The organism is Gammaproteobacteria bacterium (assembly GCA_035279405.1).
Lineage (GTDB): Bacteria > Pseudomonadota > Gammaproteobacteria > Natronospirales > REEB76 > REEB76.
Map to the genome: position 1 here is coordinate 30,725 of DATEHU010000059.1, position 17,069 is coordinate 47,793.

General features: G+C 62.0%; 16 protein-coding genes. 5 read left to right on the forward strand and 11 right to left on the reverse strand.

Going from position 1 to position 17,069, the window contains the following annotated elements; translation table 11 throughout:
• The first annotated feature begins 5 nt into the window (after window positions 1-5).
• From VJR90_11465 to VJR90_11475, 3 genes are read left to right on the forward strand one after another with little or no spacing between them, the layout of a single operon-like run.
• Window positions 6-833 (forward strand): Cof-type HAD-IIB family hydrolase, encoded by an 828-nt coding sequence (locus VJR90_11465; protein HKV98089.1) that lies wholly within the window; start codon window positions 6-8, stop codon window positions 831-833.
• Window positions 834-837: 4 nt separating this feature from the next.
• Window positions 838-2,388, forward strand: coding sequence for a DHA2 family efflux MFS transporter permease subunit (locus VJR90_11470; GenBank protein ID HKV98090.1), 1,551 nt, complete (start codon window positions 838-840; stop codon window positions 2,386-2,388).
• Between the two features lie 10 nt (window positions 2,389-2,398).
• Window positions 2,399-4,000 carry a DHA2 family efflux MFS transporter permease subunit gene (locus VJR90_11475; GenBank protein ID HKV98091.1) on the forward strand — a complete coding sequence of 534 codons (1,602 nt, stop codon included), beginning with the start codon at window positions 2,399-2,401 and terminating at the stop codon, window positions 3,998-4,000.
• Between the two features lie 85 nt (window positions 4,001-4,085).
• On the opposite strand, the gene VJR90_11480 is transcribed toward VJR90_11475, so the two are convergent.
• On the reverse strand, window positions 4,086-4,742 hold the full coding sequence (locus tag VJR90_11480; protein ID HKV98092.1) for a trimeric intracellular cation channel family protein: 657 nt from the start codon (window positions 4,740-4,742) through the stop codon (window positions 4,086-4,088).
• A gap of 197 nt (window positions 4,743-4,939) precedes the next feature.
• On the opposite strand from VJR90_11480, the gene VJR90_11485 reads away from it, so the two are divergent.
• Both VJR90_11485 and VJR90_11490 read left to right on the forward strand, forming a co-directional pair.
• A complete protein-coding gene (locus VJR90_11485; protein ID HKV98093.1) occupies window positions 4,940-5,701 on the forward strand; it encodes a class III extradiol ring-cleavage dioxygenase in 762 nt (253 codons plus the stop codon).
• Between the two features lie 37 nt (window positions 5,702-5,738).
• A complete protein-coding gene (locus VJR90_11490; protein HKV98094.1) occupies window positions 5,739-6,680 on the forward strand; it encodes a TonB C-terminal domain-containing protein in 942 nt (313 codons plus the stop codon).
• A 1-nt stretch (window position 6,681) separates the two neighbouring features.
• Here VJR90_11490 and VJR90_11495 read toward each other — a convergent pair whose 3' ends face one another.
• The 10 genes from VJR90_11495 to hisS all read right to left on the reverse strand — a co-directional run bounded on the left by VJR90_11495 (window position 6,682) and on the right by hisS (window position 17,048).
• A complete protein-coding gene (locus tag VJR90_11495; protein ID HKV98095.1) occupies window positions 6,682-7,545 on the reverse strand; it encodes an alkaline phosphatase family protein in 864 nt (287 codons plus the stop codon).
• 112 nt (window positions 7,546-7,657) lie between these two features.
• Window positions 7,658-8,218, reverse strand: a complete 561-nt coding sequence (locus VJR90_11500) for an NAD(P)H-dependent oxidoreductase (GenBank protein ID HKV98096.1) — start codon at window positions 8,216-8,218, stop codon at window positions 7,658-7,660.
• A gap of 57 nt (window positions 8,219-8,275) precedes the next feature.
• A complete protein-coding gene (locus VJR90_11505) occupies window positions 8,276-8,521 on the reverse strand; it encodes a DUF2630 family protein (protein HKV98097.1) in 246 nt (81 codons plus the stop codon).
• 53 nt (window positions 8,522-8,574) lie between these two features.
• On the reverse strand, window positions 8,575-8,988 hold the full coding sequence (locus VJR90_11510) for an HPF/RaiA family ribosome-associated protein (GenBank protein HKV98098.1): 414 nt from the start codon (window positions 8,986-8,988) through the stop codon (window positions 8,575-8,577).
• Window positions 8,989-9,147: 159 nt separating this feature from the next.
• Window positions 9,148-9,933 (reverse strand): SDR family NAD(P)-dependent oxidoreductase, encoded by a 786-nt coding sequence (locus VJR90_11515; GenBank protein ID HKV98099.1) that lies wholly within the window; start codon window positions 9,931-9,933, stop codon window positions 9,148-9,150.
• Between the two features lie 230 nt (window positions 9,934-10,163).
• Window positions 10,164-12,056: a KUP/HAK/KT family potassium transporter gene (locus tag VJR90_11520; GenBank protein ID HKV98100.1), complete on the reverse strand. Its 1,893-nt coding sequence runs from the start codon at window positions 12,054-12,056 to the stop codon at window positions 10,164-10,166.
• Between the two features lie 251 nt (window positions 12,057-12,307).
• Window positions 12,308-13,708 (reverse strand): ribosome biogenesis GTPase Der, encoded by a 1,401-nt coding sequence (gene der, locus VJR90_11525; GenBank protein HKV98101.1) that lies wholly within the window; start codon window positions 13,706-13,708, stop codon window positions 12,308-12,310.
• Window positions 13,709-13,897: 189 nt separating this feature from the next.
• Complete coding sequence (gene bamB / locus VJR90_11530; protein ID HKV98102.1) at window positions 13,898-15,040, reverse strand: outer membrane protein assembly factor BamB; 1,143 nt, start codon at window positions 15,038-15,040, stop codon at window positions 13,898-13,900.
• Window positions 15,037-15,729 (reverse strand): tetratricopeptide repeat protein, encoded by a 693-nt coding sequence (locus VJR90_11535; protein HKV98103.1) that lies wholly within the window; start codon window positions 15,727-15,729, stop codon window positions 15,037-15,039. The genes bamB and VJR90_11535 overlap by 4 nt, the downstream gene beginning before the upstream one ends.
• Window positions 15,730-15,776: 47 nt before the next feature.
• Complete coding sequence (gene hisS / locus VJR90_11540; protein ID HKV98104.1) at window positions 15,777-17,048, reverse strand: histidine--tRNA ligase; 1,272 nt, start codon at window positions 17,046-17,048, stop codon at window positions 15,777-15,779.
• Between the last annotated feature and the right edge of the window lie 21 nt (window positions 17,049-17,069).

Sequence of the window (17,069 nt, forward strand, 5' to 3'; positions counted from 1 at the left end):
ACCCAATGAGCCCCACTGCAATCCGCCTGATGCTTGCCGATGTCGACGGTACGCTGGTCACGAGCACGAAGGCTCTGACTCCGCGCGCCATCGCCGCGGTGCGCGCGCTGCGCAAGGCCGGGATCCTCTTCAGCGTCACCAGCGGACGGCCGCCGCGTGGCATGGCGATGCTCATCAAGCCCCTGCAACTGGACATGCCCATCGCGGCGTTCAACGGTGGCGCCCTCGTGGCGCCCGACATGACGGTGATTGAACGGCGCGTAGTCCCCGAACATCTGGTCCGGCCCATCGTCGAACTCATGAGTGGATTCAAGCTCGACATCTGGATATACCAGGGCACCGATTGGTTCGTGCGCAACGCAGACGGGCCACACGTGGCGCGTGAAGCCGCGACCGTGCAATTCCAGCCCAAGGTCATGCACGACATTGACCGGCTGACCGACGACGTGTTGAAAATCGTCGGCGTCAGCGATGATCATGACGCGGTGGCACGCGCGGCCGCTGACGCGCACGACCGCTTCGGCGATCATGTGGCCGCGTCCGCGTCCCAGCCCTATTACCTCGACGTGACCCATCCCGACGCCAACAAGGGCGCGGTGGCAAAGTACCTTGCAGCCCGCTACCAGCTTTCCGTTGACGAAATTGCCACCATTGGCGACATGCCCAATGACGTACTGATGTTCGCGCATTCGGGACTTTCCATCGCGATGGGCAACGCCGACCCGCAGGTGAAGCGTGCCGCGCGGCGCATCACCGCGGACAACAACCACGACGGTTTCGCCGAGGCCGTGGAGCGCTTCGTGCTTGGGCGCGCTTCCCCCGCCAAGACCTGAAGTCATGAATCTCAGTCTGCCCGGCTCCGCAAGCGGCAAGCCGCACACCGCGATGATCACGCTCGCGGTGATGCTCGGCACCTTCATGCAGGTGCTCGACACCACCATCGCCAACGTGGCGCTGCCCAACATGCAGGGCAGCCTGAACGCCACTCAAGACCAGATTGCCTGGGTGCTGACCTCCTATATAGTGGGTTCGGCCATCATGACGCCGCCCACCGGCTGGCTCGCCGGCCGCTTTGGCCGGAAGCGCGTTTATCTGATTAGCATGCTCGGATTCATGGCGGCGTCGTTTCTGTGCGGCACCGCGACCACGCTCACGGAAATGGTGCTGCTGCGTACCCTCCAAGGCCTGTTCGGCGCCGCCATGGTGCCGATCTCGCAGGCCATCCTGCTCGACACCTGGCCGCGCGAAAAACACACCCAGGCCATGGCGATTTTCGGCGTGGGTGTGGTGCTGGGACCGGTCATCGGCCCGGTGCTGGGCGCGTATCTCACTGAATACTATTCCTGGCGCTGGGTGTTCTTCATCAACATTCCCGTCGGCATCGTGGCGGTACTTATGACACTCGCCTACGTGCGAGAAACCGCGATCAACAAAATCCGCACTTTTGATGCGTGGGGTTTCCTGTTCATGAGCGTCGCCATCGGCGCGCTGCAACTGATGCTGGACCGCGGCGAGCGCCAGGATTGGTTCAATGCAGCCAGTACCCTCATTGAGCTGGCGTTGGTACTCATTGGCCTGTGGTTGTTCTTCGTGTACACCTACAGAAAAAAGAACTCCTACATAGACTTGAGCCTGTTCAAGGACCGGAATTTCGTGCTCAACAACGTGCTGGGATTCCTGCTGTTCCTGTGCATGTACGCCATCATGGCGCTTATTCCCCCGTTCGTGCAGAACCTGCTGGACTATCCGGTCATCATCGCCGGATTGGTGCTCATGCCGCGCGGCGTCGGTACCATGATTTCATTCGTGCTGGTGGGCAAGTTCTCGAACAAATTCAGCCCGCGTGTGGTCATGCTCACGGGTCTGGTGATCCTGGCGTTCTCGCTTTACGAGATGTACCACTTCAACACCCAGGTGGATACCTGGTTCATCACCTGGACCAGTTTCGTGCAGGGCATCGGCATCGGCCTGGTGATGGTGCCGATGTTCACCGCGGCGTTTGCCACGCTGCCGGCCGCGCAGCGCACCGAGGGCACTGGTGTGTTCAACCTGATCCGCAACATCGGCGGGAGTTTCGGCATTTCCATCGCCTTTACGCTGCTGTCGCGCAGCACCCAGATCAGCCATCAGGTGCTTGCTACCCACATCACGCCCTACAGTCAGGCTCTGCAGCTCTCGCCGCTGAGCGCCAGCATGAGCCTGCACAACACCCGTGACCTGGCCATGCTTAACGGCGTGGTCACGCGCCAGGCCGCCATGATCGGTTTCAACAACGACTTCATGCTGATGATGATCGTGAGCCTCGCCGCCATTCCGCTGGTGCTGCTGATGCGTCCGCCCAAACCAGTGCCGGGCGGGGCGCCGCATCACCCGGTAGTGGCCGACTGAGCGGGTTCACGTGATATTCCGCGCCGCCGCCAACAAGACCCATACCGGCATGATCACCCTCGCGGTGATGCTCGGCACCCTGCTGCAGGTGCTGGACACCACCATCGTCAACGTGTCGCTGCCGGAGATGCAGGGCTCGCTGTCCGCGGATCAGGACCAGATTTCCTGGGTGCTCACGTCCTACATCATCGGCGCGGCCATCATGACGCCGCCCACCGGCTGGCTCGCCGGCCGCTTCGGCCGCCGCCGCGTGTTTCTGGTGAGCATGATCGGATTCTTGTGTGCCTCGTTTCTGTGCGGCACGGCCACCTCGCTCGCCGAAATCGTGGTGTTGCGCGTGATCCAGGGCCTGTTCGGCGCCGCCATGGTGCCGATTTCGCAGGCCATCATGCTGGACACCTGGCCGCGCGAAAAACACGGCATGGCCATGGCGATATTCGGCATCGGCCTGATGCTCGGCCCGATCATCGGGCCGGTGCTCGGCGCCTACCTCACCGAGGATTATTCCTGGCGCTGGGTGTTCTTCATCAACATCCCGATCGGCGCGCTGGCCATCCTGCTCACGCTCACCTATGTGAAGAAGACCGCCATCAATCTTGCGCGCAAATTCGATGGCTGGGGCTTCCTGTTCCTGAGCGTCGCCATCGGTGCGCTGCAGATGATGCTCGACCGCGGTGAACAGAAAGACTGGTTCACCTCCGCGGAAATCCTCATCGAGTTCGGACTGGTGGTCATCGGCACGTGGCTGTTCTTCACCCACAGCTACAAGAGGGACCACCCCTACATTGACCTGACCCTGTTCCGTGACCGCAACTACGTAGTCGGCAACATAATCGGTTTCATCGTGTTCGTGACGCTGTTTTCCACGCTGTCGCTGCTGCCGCAGCTCATGCAGGAGGTGCTGGCTTACCCCGTGATTCTCACCGGCTTGATCCTCGCACCCCGCGGCATCGGCACCATGATTTCCATGATGGTCGTCGGCCGCATGTCAACCAAAATCGATCCGCGCTTCAATATGGCCGCCGGCATCGTCATCATGGCGCTGGGCACGTATTTCATGAGCGGATTCGACACCCAGATCGGGATCTGGCCGCTCGTGTGGACAGGCTTCTTGCAGGGCGTCGGCATGGGCCAGGTGTTCGTGCCGCTCACCACCGTGATGTTCTCCACGTTGCCGCCTCAGCAGCGCACCGAGGGCACCGGGGTTTACAACCTGATCCGCAACATCGGCGGCAGCTTGGGGATTTCCATCGGATTCACTCTTCTGGCCCGTTACATTCAGGTCAACCATGCGGTCATCGGCGGCCACATTACCCCCTACAGTCAGGCGCTGCAGGCGCTCCCGGCCCAGATGAATCTCGGCAGTGCGCACAGCCTTGCCGCCCTCAACGACATCATCAATCAGCAGGCCGCCATGATCAGTTTCAACAACGATTTTCTGCTCATGAGCGTGCTTTCCGTCATTGCCCTGCCGCTGGTATTTCTGATGAAGCGGCCGATTTATTCCAAGCCCCCGGGTGGCCCGGGAGCGGCAGCCGACAGCACCGCTCCCGCGCGTGCGCCGCTGCCCGGGCGTGAAAACGTACCGGCCACCGCGAATGTTAGCGATTAGCTTGCACACGGCGACCAGAAAATCCGGCAGACCGCAACCGCGAACTTATATGCCAATGGAATAGCGGTGTACGCGCGTGCCGGTTTCAGCGGCCGTTATCATCTCCCGGACCGCGCGGTGCCTTCAGGGCCGGATGACGTGCCGAGGGCAGATGCCAGCCGTAGCGAATCGCCATGAAGCGCAGCGCGAAACACAGGAGTCCGCCGATCACCGCTGGCCCTAGCGGATGCAGGCCCAGCAGATGGCCCGCTACCACCACGACGGCACCGGCCAGCGCCGCGAGCGCATAGAGATCGGCGCGCAGCACGGCGGGAATTTCATTGACCAACACATCACGCAGCATGCCGCCGCCGATACCAGTCAGCATGCCAAGCAGCGCCGCCATCACCGGATTGAGCTGAAACATCAGGGCTTTCTCCGTACCGGCGACCGCGAAAAACGCCAGACCCACGGCATCGAACCACAACACCGGGTTATTCAGGCGCGCAATCAGCGGATACCAGAAATACACTACAAAACCGGCGAGGATGGATACGCCGAGGTAACTCCAGTTGGCAATGGCTGCCGGTGGCACGGCGCCGATCAGGAGATCGCGGGTGATGCCGCCGGCGTTGCCCGCGGCGAACGCCAACACCATGACGCCGAAAATATCCAGCCGGTGCTTGACCGCGGCCGCCGCACCGCTGATGGCAAACACGAACGTGCCGCCCAGGTCCAGTACTGTCAACAGAATGTGAATCACGGGTACCCCTGTCAAATAACCGGCGAACTGCGAAAGCGTGCGGCTTGTTATTGTCATTCCCGCGACAGCAGGAATTCAGTGATTCAAGACCTGGACCCCTGCCTCCGCGGGGTGACAGATAAATCCCCCCTTCATAGTACCCAAATTCCAAATCCTGCGGACTTGAACCCGTCGCCGCCAAGTCCCACAGTATGTCCATGCCCGCACTGCCCACCCTGTTCATTTCCCACGGCTCGCCCATGCTGGCGGTGGATGAGAGCCAGCCCGCGCACGGTTTCCTGCGTAATCTTGGCGGCACGCTGCCGCGCCCCGAGGCCATCCTGGTGATTTCGGCGCATTGGGAGACCGCGGCTCCCCGCGTTAATGGAGCTGTGCACCTCGACACTATCCACGATTTTTACGGCTTTCCCGAGCCCCTCTATGAGTTGCGATATCCGGCGCCGGGCAATCACGCGCTCGCCAAGGACGTGGCGCGCCAGCTCGGCCCGCCGGCGGGTGTGGATTTGGTGCGCGGGTTGGATCACGGCGCCTGGGTACCGCTGCTGCTCATGTATCCCAAGCATGACATTCCCGTATTGCAACTCTCACTGCAAACCCCGCTCGGCCCGGCGCATCATCTGAAAATCGGCGAAGCGCTCAAACCCCTGCGAGAACAGGGCGTGCTGATTCTCGCCAGTGGCGGCGCTACCCACAATCTGCGCGAGTATTTTCATGCCAGCGACGACCACAAGCCTTACGAAGATTTTGCGGACTGGCTGCACGATACGCTGACGCGCGGCGACCACGAAGCATTGTTAAATTACCGTCAACGCGCCCCGCAGGCGGCACACTGCCATCCGACCGAAGAACATTTCCTGCCGCTGTTCGCGGCCCTCGGCGCCGGTGGACCCAAAGTGCGGCGTCTGCACCACAGCTTCGACCGCACACTCTGTATGGACGCCTACATCTTCGAGGACTAGGATTGTTCGGTCGCATGTAGAACATCGGAGGGGGACTATGCGAGCAAGAATCCTGACGATGCTATCGATTGCAGGTCTTTTGGCCGGCTGTGCCATCGCGCCTGCAGTCCCCTATTGGCAAAACCCGGACTGGGTCAATTCGCTGGCCGCCGCCGTGAAGCACAACGTGAAATATCCACATTCCGCAGCTGCGCAGGATTTCCCTTCCGGCACGGCCATCGTCACGTTCATCTACTACAAAGGCAATTTACTCGAACCCCACGTTGTGCAATCCACCGGCTCGTCGGTATTGGACGAGGCCATTACCGAGCAGATACCCAAAATCAAACCACCGCAGGCCGCAGGATTGAACGCGGATACACCACACGCCTTCCAAATGACAATTACCATGTCGCCATACGTCGCCAGCTTACGCCTAGCCTTACGTCAGGCCCTCGCCGCGCACATTCGATATCCAATTCTGGCGGAACGCAATGGATCCGGTGGCTTGCTAATAGCGTATTTTGAATACAGGGACGGAGAAATTCTGAATCCGAAAATCCAGAAGTCCAGCGGCAACATTGGATTGGATCAGGCCGTGCTCCGGGAATTGCAGACTGCAACTCTCCCCAAACCCCCGGACTGGCTCAAGGACAAGACCTTCAGTTTCACGGTTCCTTACTGCTTCGCCAGCGGCTTCAGCGCTTGTGCCTACACCGAGACGCGGATCCGCTATGTACCTGTCGGCGAATCTAGTTCGCCGTCCAAACCGCCCTGCGCTGTAGTCGGGTATGAATACAAGAATGGGACCATTTCCAACGTACACCTCATCAAATCGAGCGGCGAGGCTGACTTTGACAAGCGTACCTTGGCCGAAGCAGCTGAAGGCAAGCTACCCGATCCGTCGAAGCGATTTGATCGTGCGGTCACTGACTACACCGTGCCGGTATGCGGCCACAGCAGCTCCGCGCCGGCGCCATCAAACTCCAATCCAGGCTGAATCACGGCAGAAGCGTGGCGGGTATTGTCTTGGCGCGGTGGCCAAGCGGCTTCAGAACGTAAAAATCCTCCAGTGTGCGCAGCAGGCTGTAGTGATCCACGAACTGCCCGCTGTGGGCAGGTTTGAGTCCTGCGCCAACGACAATCAGCGGTATCTGGTTGGTCATACTGCGGGCATCGCTTTCGTCCCAGGTAACGACCAGCAGGCTGTTATGTGATTTGGCCCATTCTGCGTAACGACTCAGATGCACTTTCAGCCAGCGATCACCTTCGGCGATGGTGCCGTCGTGCATGTCGTTCATCATGTTGGGAACCACGAAAGCCACGGTCGGTAACTTGGCATAGTCACTCGGGAACGCGCTGAACGTCAGATTTACCGACGCCGGCAAGGCAGCCTGAAAATCCGCCACCGGATTGTGCTTGCGGCGATAGAGTCCTTTGTCGGCGCTGCAGCCGGTAAATCCGGAGTTGGGCATGCTTTCCGAATAAATGGCAAAGCTCAGCTTTTTCGCCAGGAGTTCGCTCGCCAGCGTGGGCCCGGTCAGATCATGCGGACAGGAGTCGTCCGTCAGACCATAAGTCGAACCGGCAAACAGTGCCACGTAGTTCGGCTGGCTGGGATGCACGATTCCGTGTGCGTCCGTGAACAACAGCCCCTGTTTCGCCAGTTGATTGAGATAGGGTGCTTCCGGATTACCGATGATGGTGGAAAAGGATTTGTTTTCCTCAATCACCACCACGACATGCGCGGGCCGCCAGTGTAAGGCAGCGTCCGCCTGTGCGGCTTGCGCCCAGGCGGCGATAATCAGGCCGAAAAGCATCAACGCGGCCAGCAGCGCTCTGTGAAAATCACGACGGCTGGACATGCGATCTCCTTGCATGAAGTCACGGCGGAATTTGGGACTAATCATACAACCGCCCGCCCGCGCCCACGGGAGATTTTGGCGACAGCGGTCTCATGATCCCATGCCGGCCACATTATTTGGCGTTTGTCGAGATCCAGGCGGCGAACGACTGCATGAACCCCTGCAAAAACTTGCGCGTTCCATCATTGACAAGCTTGTCGTTGGCATCAAACAGTTTGTCTGCGCCGCCGATATAGGCTTCCGGCTGCTGCATCACCGGCACATTCAGAAATACCAGTGACTGCCGTAAGTGATGGTTCGCGCCGAAGCCGCCGATGGCGCCGGGCGAGACACTGACCACGGCACCGGGCTTACCGTTCCAGACACTATGGCCGTAGGGCCGCGAGCCCACATCAATGGCGTTCTTCAAAGGCGCGGGAATCCCGCGGTTGTACTCAGGCGTGACGAACAGCACCGCCTCGGCGCGTCCGACGCGCTCACGGAAACTCTTCCAGGCGGCGGGAGGATCAGCGGTATCCAAATCTTGGTTGTACAGCGGTAATAGGCCAATCGCCACGATCTCCAGTTTCAGCTCCGGCGGCGCAAGTTCTGCAAGCGCATTCGCTACCTTGCGGTTAAAGGATTCTTTGCGCAGGCTGCCGACCAACACTGCGACATCGCATGGTTTATGCACGTTGTTCTCCTCTGATTGAAAAACCCGTAAGCCCATGCAGCCAAACCATGAGCTTGGTTACTGCTTGTATTTTTCCACGACCTCGGCCGCGCGCACTTGCGCCTTGTCCGGGTCACGCCCGAATTCCCGCAGCGCGCGGCGCTGGCGCAGCAGATCCCAACAACGATCCAGCGACACGCCGATTTCCTTCAAGCGCTGCTGGCTGGCGGACGCCTGCTCCGGCGTGGCATTGAGCCGCTCCTCCTCTGCCACCAAGCGCTCGATGTGCTGAAGCACGCTCTGATCGGTTATTTCTTTGTGCATACGGTTTCCTCCAGTCTGCTATTCATGAAGATTGCGATTGATCAGATACGCCGCTATCTGCCGCCTCGGCGTGCGCGAGTCCTCAGCCGCCGGCGTTGCAATTGCCGCGTGACCGTGCTTCCGGCGCGCTCCAGTGCACCGTCAATCGCTGCTTGCAATGCCGAATGCTGTTCTTCCACCACTACGCTCAGCATGCCACGCAACGTGATCTTTATGCGGCAGCGCTTGTCGCGGCCGCCGCGCGGCCCATTGACGTCTTCAATGCGCACGCTGACGCGCTCGACCTCGCTGCCAAACTTGCCCAATTTGCGGCCAAGTTTGCGGCGGATGTAATCACGATCGGCATCGTCCACCGCTACTTTCACGCTGCGAATGTACGCAGGCAGCGGGGCACGCTTGGAGCTGTCCGGCTTGCGCACCCGGCGGCGGCCGAGGCTCGAGGTGTTACGCCCGATAATCCTGCTCATGAATGGATCCTTGGGAAGACTTGTCCGTGCCTCAGCATGCCGCTTTCTGTGCCCGATTGTCTACCCCGGAGGCTGTTGAATGGTAAACGCAGTGTGCGAAAAACCGGAGATAAATCAGCAACAAGCTGAATTTATATAAGCGGCGAGTTCCGTGGCATATCAAAAGCGTAACGACTGGCCGCCGTCCACGACGATTGTCTGACCGGTGATCCAGCCGGCCAGAGGCGACGCAAGAAACAGCGCAACCCGCGCCACTTCCTCCGGCGTGCCGTAACGGCCGAACGGAATGGTGGTGAGGATTTCGGCGTACTGTTCCGGCTTCTCGTGCTTGAGGCGCTCCCACACACCGCCGGGGAATTCGATGGAGCCCGGCGCGATCGCATTCACGCGAATCCTATGCTCGGCCAGCATCAGCGCCTGGCTGGTGGTGTAGTGGCTCAATGCCGCCTTCATGGCGGCGTACGGCGGGCCCATCACGCGCGGGCGCAGCGCGCCGATCGAGCTGGTGTGCAGAATCGAGCCGTGTGACGACTGCTTGAGGTACGGCAGCGCCTCGCGCGAAGCGCGCACCGCGGCCATGAGATCAACGTTGAAGTCAGCTTCCCAGTCCGCGTCCTGCTCGCGGAATCCGTAGCCGGTGGCATTGTTGATGAGCACGTCAATGCCGCCCAGCTCTTGGGCCGCAGCGGCCACCCAGGATTTGATTTCACCGCTGTGCGCGAGATCGCACCGTTGCGTGTGCAACCGGTCCGCATGCGCGCCGGCATCAGGCCGCAGTGCTTCCAGTCCCTCGGCGCCGCGCGCACAGGCGGCAACCCGGGCGCCGGTCTCGAGAAACCCCAGCACGATGGCGCGCCCGATCCCGCGGCTGCCGCCGGCAATAACGACTCGATAGTTATTGAAGTCGAATGGGATCTTCACAGCCTGCCTTTTGCTGCCATTCATAATATTGGAAGCCTTGGTTTGTCCCGGTTCCCGTCACACCGGAGAACGCCGGTATCCAATATGAAATTGGCTTTTCTGGATAGCGGCGTTTGCGGGAATGACAATGTTCAAACAGACACGCATTGCTCACAGGTTTCATTTGATTCTACATTAGCAGTGGCCGCGCAGTCGCCGCATGCCTTGCATTTCAGCACTTGCGGTTTTCCTGACGCCTACCGGCATGTCGCCGGTCAAATGCCGATTTGCAATCCGACCGCCAGCGTCTGGGCGCTGGGAATCTGGTAGGCGGCGGTGGCGTCTTCGGTGTTGCGCGCCATCCAGGCAAACAGGCGCCCGCGCCAGCGCGCCAGGCCGCGGCGTTTGCGCCCGGCGAGCATGTCCACCTGCCCGATCAGGTAATGCACCTCGCTGAGATCGAGCTTGAGCCCGTGCTCGGCGCAGTTCGCGAGATCCGAAGGCACGTTGGGCGTCTGCATGAACCCATAGTGCAGAATGAGCCGCCAGAAACCCTGTTGCAACTCGTTGATCTCCATGCGTTCCTCTGCTTCCACTTTGGACACCTGCTCGATGATGACCGTCAGCAGGATGACGCGCTCGTAGAGCACGCCGGTATGCCGGATCAGTTGCAGCAGCGCCGGCGGCGTCTGCTCCAGACGGCCGGTGAAGAACACCGCGGTGCCGGACACGCGCGGAACATTGTCCGCGGTGAGACGGCCGAAAAAAGTCTCCAGCGAGGTGGTACCGGCGGCGATCTGGCGCGCCAGCAGCTCGCTGCCGCGCCGCCACGTGGTCATGATTGTGACCAGCACCAAGCCCACGGCCAGAGGCAGCCAGCCGCCATAGGGGATTTTGAGAACGTTCGAAGCCAGAAAGCCCAGATCAATCGCGAGGAACCCCAGCAACGCCGGCACCGCGGCGTGCAGTTTCCAGCCGGCCCATTCGCGCGCCACGTTGAAAGCCAGTATCGTGGTCGTAGCCATGGTGAAATTGATGGCCACGCCGTAGGCCGCGGCCAGATTGTTCGAGGTGCGGAACACCAGCACCAGAACGATGGCGGCAATCATCATCAGCCAGTTCACCGTCGGCATGTAGATCTGGCCGCGCGCTTCGGCCGAAGTCTGGCGGACCATGAGGCGCGGCAACAGACCAAGCTGGATGGCCTGCCGGGTCATGGAATAGGCGCCGGTGATGGTCGCCTGCGAGGCAATGCAGGTAGCGGCGGTTGCAACCACCACCAGCGGGTACAGAGCCCAGGTCGGCGCCAGATTGAAGAACGGCTGCACCATGTGGGCCTGCGTACCGATCAGCATCGCGCCCTGACCGAAATAATTGATGAGCAGCGCCGGCAGCACCAGCATGAACCATACTTTGCGGATCGGCGCGCGCCCGAAATGTCCCAGGTCCGCGTACAAGGCTTCCCCGCCGGTGGTCACCAGAAACACCGCGAACAGCAGCATAAATCCGGTGAAGCCGTCATGGTGGAAAAACTCCACCGCGTACCAGGGATTCACCGCCAGCAGCACCGCGGGGTTGGAGACGATGCCATGGATGCCGAGCGCCGCCAGCACCAGGAACCACAATACCATCACCGGTCCGAACAGCGTGCCGACTCTGGCGGTGCCAAAACGCTGCACCGCGAACAGCAACACCAGAATCACCACCGTAATCGGGATTACCCAGCTGTGCAGCGAGGGCGCCGCCACCTTGAGACCTTCGGTGGCGCTCAGCACCGATATCGCCGGCGTGATCATGGCACCGCCGTAAAGCGTCGCCGCGCCGGCGATGCCGAGCAGAATCAGGGCGCGGCGGCGCAAGCGCTGCTGATCCTGGTCCGGGCGCAACAACGCGAGCAGCGCAAAGGTGCCGCCTTCGCCGCGGTTGTCGGCACGCAGCACAAACACCATGTATTTCAATGATATGACCAGAATCAGGGTCCAGAATACCAGCGACAAAACGCCGAGAACATTGGCGGCGGTCGCCGGTACCGCACTGACGCCGGCAAAACATTCGTGCAGCGCGTAAATCGGGCTGGTGCCGATGTCGCCGTACACCACGCCCAGCACTCCCAGCGCGAGCGTGGCAAACGGCTGGCCCTCAGGCGCCGCCGACGGTGCACGTTCCATGGCCTCGTGTTGTGCATTGCGGCCGATTTCCGGCGTCATGCTGGTCTCCCGCTTTCGCCCGCGGCGGCTAAGGTTCCGGGCCGGCACCCTCGGCCGATTTTATATCACAGGCTGACCGGCCGGATATGAATGAGAACGAGGAGTATGCGGGCACGATCAGCCCGATGCGCTGCCGGCACCGGCTCGCCGGATTGTCGGGGCATGCCCGATTCGACTGATGCGGATAGACCGACGCGCGGAAATTCACCGGCCTATTGCGTGCGATGCTTGTGGATGCGTCGCTGACGACGCGCGATCCTGGCTTTCTTGGGTGTGAGTTTCTTGCGCTGACGTGCGTACGGATTCTCGCCGCTGCGGAATTCGATACGCACCGGTGTGCCGAAGAGTTCGAAACGCTTGCGGAACGTGTTTTCCAGATAACGCCGGTAATCGCCCGGTACTTCATCGGTCTGGCTGCCGTGGATGACGATGACCGGCGGATTGCGCCCGCCCTGGTGAGCGTAACGCAGCTTGATGCGCCGGCCGCGAATCAGCGGCGGCTGGTGTTGGGCCACGGCCGCCTGCAGTGCACGCGTGAGTTCCGGCGTATCCAGTTCCCGCATCGCGGCGGCCGCGGCTTCGTCCACGGAACCCAGCATTCCGCCGATACCGCTGCCGTGCAGCGCTGAGATGAAATGCAGGCGCGCGAATTCCAGGAACGGCAGTTTGATATCTATCGTCCGGCGCACGCTGTCGCGCTGATCCGTGCTCAGGCCATCCCATTTGTTGACCGCCATGACCAGCGCGCGGCCGCGCTCCACGGCGAGCCCGAGCAAGGAGGCGTCCTGCTCGGTGATACCTTCCTGACCATCGAGCAACGCGATCACCACCTGCGCACGCTCAATCGCCTGCAGCGTCTTGACGATGCTGAATTTCTCGACTTTGTCCGCGACGCGCGCGCGCCGGCGCACGCCGGCGGTATCTATCAGCGTGTAAGCGCGGTCCTCACGTTCGAAGGGCACGTAAATGCTGTCGCGCGTGGTACCGGGCCGGTCGCCCGCCAGCATTCGCTCTTCGCCCAACAGCCGGTTGATGAGCGTGGACTTGCCGACGTTCGGCCGGCCGATGACCGCCACGATGACGCGCGCGTCGTACTCCGCGGGCAGGTCCGCATCGGAATCCGCCGGCAACCCGGCCAGGATGGAATCAATGAGTTCCTCGACCCCGATCCCGTGCGCCGAGGCGATGGCGTGCGGCGCCCCCAGGCCCAGCGCCTGGAATTCCGCGGTCACGAGTTCCGCGGCCATGCCTTCCGTCTTGTTGACGGCCACGTGAACCGGCTTGCCGCTGCTGCGTAGTTGCGCTGCCACGTTGTAGTCGGCGGTGGTCAGGCCCGCACGGCCGTCCACCAGAAAAATCACCGCGTCGCTTTCCGCGATGGCCTTCTGCGTCTGGCGGTTCATCCGCTCCTTGAGTTCGTCCGCCTCGCCTTCCAGTCCGCCGGTATCCACCACCACGCAGGAGCGCGCCCCCACTTTGCCGTAGCCGTACTGCCGGTCGCGCGTCAGGCCCGGCACGTCCGCCACCAGCGCGTCGCGCGTACGCGTGAGGTAATTGAAGAGCGTGGATTTGCCGACATTGGGACGGCCGACGATGGCAATGACGGGAAGCATGCAAGACCCAATGATGCATCGCGGCGGAGACCGCCGCTCCCACAATATACAGGCATCGCGGCCAGAAGCCACATCTGCACAGTGCACGTCTGCAGGCGCACAAGTCGCTCACCGATCCGACCGCCGCTCCCACAATCATCTTACCTTGTAGGAGCGGCTTTAGCCGCGATTTATATTTCTGCTTCCTTATTATTGCTTGAGCGGCACGAGCTTGTAGGCAGCGAGATCGCCGTTGGTGGACAGCACCACCAGGGTGTCGTTGACCACGATGGGCGGTGCCAGGATGGGATCGCCGCCGAGACTCTCACGCGCCACGATGCTGCCGTCTTTCTTGGACAGGAAAAACAGGTAGCCGTCCAGATCCCCGGCCACCACGGTGTTGCCGAACGGCACCGGCACCGTAAGATCGCGTGCGCGCATCGCGGGCTGTGTCCATGCCGGCACGCCCGTGGTCTTGTCGAGCGCCCACACGGCGCTGTGCACGTCAGTCACGTACACGTGCGCCGCATCCGCGCTCACCCCGGTGTAGCTCGACATGTCGCGCGCCCACAGAATCTGGCCGGTGTCGAGCGCCACGTCCGCGACCCGCCCCTGGTAATTCACGGCGAATACATTGCTGTCATCCGCGGCCAGCACCCCATCCATGTCCACAAGCCGCGTCAGTTCGTTGCTGCCCGTGGCTGCGGAAATGGTGGCAAGCCAGCGCTGGCTGCCGTCACTCAGGTTCAGCGCCAGCAACTGGCCGGTCGCCATACCCTGCAGCACGGTGCCGCCCACAATCAGCGGTGCGCCGGAACCGCGCAAGGTCAGATTCGGCACGTCGCGCGATACGCTCCACAGCGGCTGCCCCGCGGCCACCGACAGCGCCACGATGTGGCCGTCACTGGTGTGCACGATCACGGCTTGCGTGCTGACCGCGGGACTCGCAAGCACCGCGCCGTTGACCGTGGCCTTCCATGCCTGACTGCCATTCGCGGCGTCCAGCGCCACGACCGTGCCGTCGCTTGCACCGACCACTACCAGTCCGCCGCCCACTCCGGGACCGCCGGACAACGGCAATTTGGTCTCGGTGCGCCACAGACGCTTCCCGGACTTGAGGGAAAATGCGTATACGTCGCCGCCGCGATCCGCGGCATACACGTTGACACCGTCGCTCGCGGCGACGATGCCCAGGCGCAATATCGCATCGGCGGATCCGACCGAAGCGCTCCATAGACGCTCGACTTTCACGCCGGGCGTGAACGCCACCAGCGGAGCTGGTGGTTCCACGTTGTTGCTGACACAAGCCGCCAGCGGCATCACCAGTAATACGAACCAGAATATTTTTTTCACGGTTGTTTGGCTCCGGATTGAGCGGCCGGTGCTTGCGCGGCGCTCGCGGCGGCCGGCGCGGTGCCGCCGAGCGCATCGAGTTTCATCTGCAGCAGCGATTTGTCTCCAAGCTGCGGAGTCCAGGCCTGCAGGGCGCTTTGATAAGCCGTGCGCGCCTGCGAGGTTTCGCCCAGTTTCACATAGGCGTCACCGCGCGCTTCGTCATACAGCGGGGTAAATCCGGCGGCCGCAACGCCCGCGAGCGCCGCCAGCGCCGCATTCGGATCGCCCACCGAGAGTTTGACGCGCGCCATGCGCAGACGCGCCAGCAACTTCAAGCCGTCATCCTTGCTGTGGTTGATGACCCAGTCGAGCATCTGCATGGCGTCGTCGGGTTTGTTGGTGCCGACGTCGTACTGGGCCATGGCCAGCGCCGCCTGCGCCGCATACGGCGTATCGGCGTAGTTGTTCACCAGTTGATTGGCAAGCTCCAGCGCCTGCGGCCCCTGCGCCTCGGTCAGCAACGCACCCATCTGGTTGTACATGGCGGACGCGGTCAGGCTGCGCACCTGGGTGCGATGCTGCCAGTAACGCCAGCCAAAGATGATGATGAGCGCGATGATGATGCCCGCGAGGATGGACTTCCAGTTGTCCAGCCACCATTTCTTGATGCGCTCAACCTGCTCCTGATCCGAAAGAAATTCGTCCACACGCTGCTCCCGCTGTCAATTCAAGGTATTCACGCTGTCGAAGTCGTTCACTGCACCCACGCCGCCAGACGCGCCGCCGCCAGCTCCCAGGAAATGCTCATCTGCTCGGTCGTATTGCGCAGCGGCTTGAACCCGACCTCGTGCTTGCGGGCTTCATTGTCGCCCAGCACCAGCGCCACGCGCGCGCCGCTCTTGTCGGCACGCTTCAACTGTTTGCCGAAATCGCCACCGCTGCAATCCATGAGCAGGCGCAGTCCCGGCAGTGCCGAGCGCAACTGTTCCGCGAGCTGCAGCCCGGCGCGTTCGGCCTCCACACCCACGCGCACCAGATAAGCGTGCGGCGCGGCATCCGGTGCGGATACACCCTCCGCTTCCATCAACGCGACCATGCGCTCCATGCCCATGGCGAAACCGATGGCGGGCGTGGGCTTCCCGCCAAGGTGTTCCACCAGGCCGTCGTAACGGCCACCGGAACACACCGCGTCCTGGGCACCGAGCCGCGTGGTCACCCACTCGAACACCGTGCGCGTGTAGTAATCCAGGCCGCGCACCAGCCGCGGGTTGATGCGGTAGCGGATGCCGGCGCCATCCAGCAGCCGCTGGAACTCCGCAAAATGCGCCTGCGACTCCGCGTCCAGATGATCCAGGAGACTCGGCGCGCCCTGCACCACTGCGCGCGTTTCCGCCACCTTGCTGTCCAGCACGCGCAGCGGGTTGGTATCGAGGCGGCGGCGGCTGTCCTCGTCGAGCGCGTCCAGATGCTGCCGGAAATAATCCACCAGCAGTTTGCGGTAGCGCTGACGCGTGTCCGGAGTCCCCAGCGTGTTGATCTGCAGCTCCAGCGCGCTCACGCCCAACGCCTTCCACAGGCGTGCCAGCATGATGTTGAGTTCCGCGTCTATGTCCGGGCCGCTCAGACCGTAGGCCTCGACGTCCACCTGATGAAACTGCCGGTAGCGGCCCTTCTGCGGGCGCTCGTGCCGGAACATCGGTCCGTGGCACCACAAGCGCTGCACCTGGTTGTAAAGCAGGCCATTGCTGAGGCCGGCACGCACCATCCCGGCGGTAGCTTCGGGGCGCAGCGTGAGATGCTCGCCATTGCGATCCTCGAAGCTGTACATCTCCTTTTCAACGATATCGGTGACTGCGCCGATGGAGCGCGCAAACAACTCGGTCTTCTCCACGATGGGCACGCGCATCTCGCGGTAGCCATACGCACCCAGCACCTTGCGCGTCACGCTTTCCAGCTGATGCCAGCGCGGCGTGGCGTCCGGCAGGATGTCGTTCATGCCGCGGATGGGCGGAATCAGCTCGCTCAAGGGAAACCCCGAAAAATCAGC